The organism is Synechococcus sp. H55.11 (genome assembly GCF_047462475.1).
In the GTDB taxonomy this organism is placed as follows: domain Bacteria; phylum Cyanobacteriota; class Cyanobacteriia; order Thermostichales; family Thermostichaceae; genus Thermostichus.
In genome coordinates this window covers 1-2,995 of record NZ_JANSJI010000001.1, presented here as the reverse complement: position 1 = coordinate 2,995, position 2,995 = coordinate 1, and the positions used below count along the sequence as shown (strand labels likewise).

Genomic DNA, 2,995 nt, shown 5'->3' with positions numbered 1-2,995 from the left:
CTTGGTCAGGGTCGGGGCTGTTGCGGGTTTTGCGGCGCTTTGCTTCGCCCATAGGGTGACCTCCAAGTTGGCTTTTGCTGTGCCGGGGTAGTGACCCTCATCTTAATGCTGATACACTTCCGGTGCGCCCACAACTTTTCCCAACGGCAGGGTGGCTGGGGGGGGTGCGCCGCCCGGCACTGTCTTTTGCCGATCCACATCGACGAAAGTGCCCTCAGAGGGATCCTGGACAGGTGAGCACGGCCATGCCCTGGGACAGACCTATGTTGGTTGGCCCCTGCTCCGACTAGCCGGAAATCCACAGAGGGGATCCCTGGTGCTCTTGGGGCCGGCTGCCGTCTTCCTCAGTAATGGCCACCGCCCGCACCCATTCTGTGGATGCAAACACTGGCGGTAGGCGCAGCTCCTGTTCTTGATTTCCCGCCGCATCCACCCGGAAAGCGGCAGTGAGGATCGCCCCCGCCTCATCTTTGGTGAAGGGGGCTTCCGGTTCCAGCACCACCCAGAGCGCATAGACGCGGCCTTCTGGCAATGGTGGCAAACCACGGGCCACTAGCTTCCCTTGCAGGCCTCGCGGATCCACCTCCACCGTAACCGAGCCAGTCACGTTTTCCGCCGTCGGCTGCAATTCATAAGTCAACACCTCGACCGGGATCCCTTGAGTCTGGGCCAGTTGCAGCCTGCGCCACAGGTACAGGTTCCCCAGTCCTAGGGCGACCATTAACCCCACTGCCAGTGCCGCCAGGCCCCGCTGCCAGCGGGGGGATCCCTGAATGGCCGAGCCGGAAGTGGGGAGGGGTTTGGGCGCCGGCTCTGTGTAGGCTTGCAGCAGAGAAGCCCGCAAGCTGGGGGGAGGTTGCTTTTCTTCGACGCCGTAGGCCTTCTCCAGGGTCTGTTGCAGAGCTTGCAGCTCCTGCTGTAGCTCCGGGCGCAGCTTGAGCACCACTTCCAGGCGGTCGGCCTCTTCCGGGGAGAGATCCCCCAGCACGTAGCCGGCCAGCCACAGTTGCAGTTCTTCGGGAGACACAGACTCGGCTTTCATGGGGCGCCTCCCAGCAACTCGCGCAGCCGCAGCAAGCCTCGGCGGGCTCTGGCTTTAACCGTTCCCAAAGGCAGATCCAATTGCTTGGCAATTTCTGTCTGGCTCATGCCTTCGTAATAGGCCATTTTGAGGATTTGGCGTTGATGTTCAGAGAGCTCGGCCAAGGCCGTTTGCACCTCCACTGCCTGTTCGGCGCGGGCCAACTGCTCCAGAGCCGGATCCTCGGCAGCATCGCCCAGTAATTCCACTCTGCCCCGTTCCAGGGATCGCTGTCGATTGCGCCAGGAGCGCAGCCGATCCAAGCAGCGGGAGCGGGCCAAAATGCCTAGGTAAGTGCGCAGGGATCCCCGCTTGGGATCGAAGGAAGAACGGGCCAAACTCAGAAAAATGTCCTGCGTCAGATCTTCGGCCTCGGCAGAGTTGCCCAGCATCTTGCAGGCAATTCCGTACACCAAACCGGCGTGCCGGTCGTAGAGGATGGCCAAAGCTTGGGATTGGCCTGCCTTGAGGGCTGAAAATACCTCCGCATCGCTTCTCTCCTGCAGGGATCCCTTGGCTTTGTCATCCTCGATCTTCATGGGGGGAAGGAAAAAATAAAACGGCGACGAGAAAGCACTCGGGGAAAAGCAGGCTTTGCCTAAGGCAAGCCAGAAAGGACAGCGGCTCCCATAGTCTATCGCCTGCATAGATGGAGATCAACCCTACTTGAAGAAGTGCAGAAGGCCCAATCCCGAGCTGGAATCGGGCCGAAACAAAAGAGCAACAATTGGCAAGAAAGATGATTGGAACTGTAACAACCTGGCCGATCTAGAGGGCAGCCAAGCCGAAGAACGGCCCACCCGGCAGCGTGCCCACAGAGGTGGCGCGACCTGTATTCAGGTCAATTCGATACAGGGTGGAGCCGCCGATGGCAAAGCCGGTATCCACCCCGCCGACCGTACGGATGTCAAACCCGCCCACCGGGCCGAAGTTCACGCCCAGGGGGCCAATCGGCATTTGCACCCCGTCGTTGGGCGGGTTCTGAAATAGCAGCAGGTTGCGCTCGCCGTCGATGTTCAGCAGCCGTGTGGATTGGGCGCCGGCCACGTTGTTGGTGTAGGCGGCAGCGGTAACAGCCGGGCGGGATCCCTGCAGCTCCATCGGGCCAAAGGCCAAAGGTCTATCTTGGATCACTTCGCCCGTGTCGACATTGATGCGGAAGTTCTGGCCGTTGGCTCCCACCAGGCGCAGGCGATCCGGGACGGGGTTGAAGTCCATACCGGACAGCGTGCCCGCCGTAAAGGGAACCGACAGGGTACTGGCCACGCTGGCGGCGCCAGTTTGCAAGTTGATGGTGTAGAGGATGTTGGCGTCGGTGAGGCCGTAGAGCAGGCGATTGGCAGGACGGACATCGATACCGATCAAACTGCCGCTCACCCCCGTCACCGTCAGGGATCCCTGCACAGAGGCATCGGCAGAGCGGATGAAGGTGAGGCGATTGCCGCTGCCCAGGGCCACCAAATCCGCTTGGGAGGGGATCATCGCCATCGGAGAAGGATTGCTGTTGCTGCAGCCCAGCAGAGCTAGGCTACCGGCTGCCACAGATACGGCCACACATTGCAGGCGCTTGCGCATGGAAAATGCTCCCTAAAACAAGAAAACTATCCCTCTGCGCCACCAAATAGGTAGCTACAGATCGCTGCAGCGAGAATTGCTTTTGCCCCTAAAAAAATGAGCCTGAGGGATCCTATTCCCAGGGTGGGAACCTATTTTTGCCCTTCCCTTGAGGAGAAGATCCAACTCTGGGGCGGCGCATGGGGCGCTTCTGTAGCAATTACTCCCATCCTCGCTGCTTGGATGCTTAGGATGGAGATGTTTGGACGGAGATTTTAGCTAGAGGCGCTGGTGTAAAAGCGCAAGGCAAAGCGCCAGAACAAATGGGATCCGACCAACAGCCCCGCCGCCAGCAGGGCG

General features: G+C 60.2%; 3 protein-coding genes. All 3 read right to left on the bottom strand.

What is annotated here, in order from left to right:
- Window positions 1–286: 286 nt before the first annotated feature.
- The 3 genes from NW853_RS00015 to NW853_RS00005 all read right to left on the bottom strand — a co-directional run bounded on the left by NW853_RS00015 (window position 287) and on the right by NW853_RS00005 (window position 2,656).
- Window positions 287–1,042, bottom strand: coding sequence for an anti-sigma factor domain-containing protein (locus NW853_RS00015; protein WP_414347058.1), 756 nt, complete (start codon window positions 1,040–1,042; stop codon window positions 287–289).
- Window positions 1,039–1,620, bottom strand: a complete 582-nt coding sequence (locus tag NW853_RS00010; RefSeq protein WP_414347057.1) for a sigma-70 family RNA polymerase sigma factor — start codon at window positions 1,618–1,620, stop codon at window positions 1,039–1,041. The genes NW853_RS00015 and NW853_RS00010 overlap by 4 nt, the downstream gene beginning before the upstream one ends.
- Before the next feature lie 229 nt (window positions 1,621–1,849).
- Window positions 1,850–2,656 carry a DUF4394 domain-containing protein gene (locus NW853_RS00005; RefSeq protein WP_414347056.1) on the bottom strand — a complete coding sequence of 269 codons (807 nt, stop codon included), beginning with the start codon at window positions 2,654–2,656 and terminating at the stop codon, window positions 1,850–1,852.
- Between the last annotated feature and the right edge of the window lie 339 nt (window positions 2,657–2,995).

Coding starts and splice junctions, on each gene's coding strand:
- NW853_RS00015 (WP_414347058.1), bottom strand. CDS start 1,042: ATGAAAGCCGAGTCTGTGTCTCCCGAAGAACTGCAACTGTGGCTGGCC.
- NW853_RS00010 (WP_414347057.1), bottom strand. CDS start 1,620: ATGAAGATCGAGGATGACAAAGCCAAGGGATCCCTGCAGGAGAGAAGC.
- NW853_RS00005 (WP_414347056.1), bottom strand. CDS start 2,656: ATGCGCAAGCGCCTGCAATGTGTGGCCGTATCTGTGGCAGCCGGTAGC.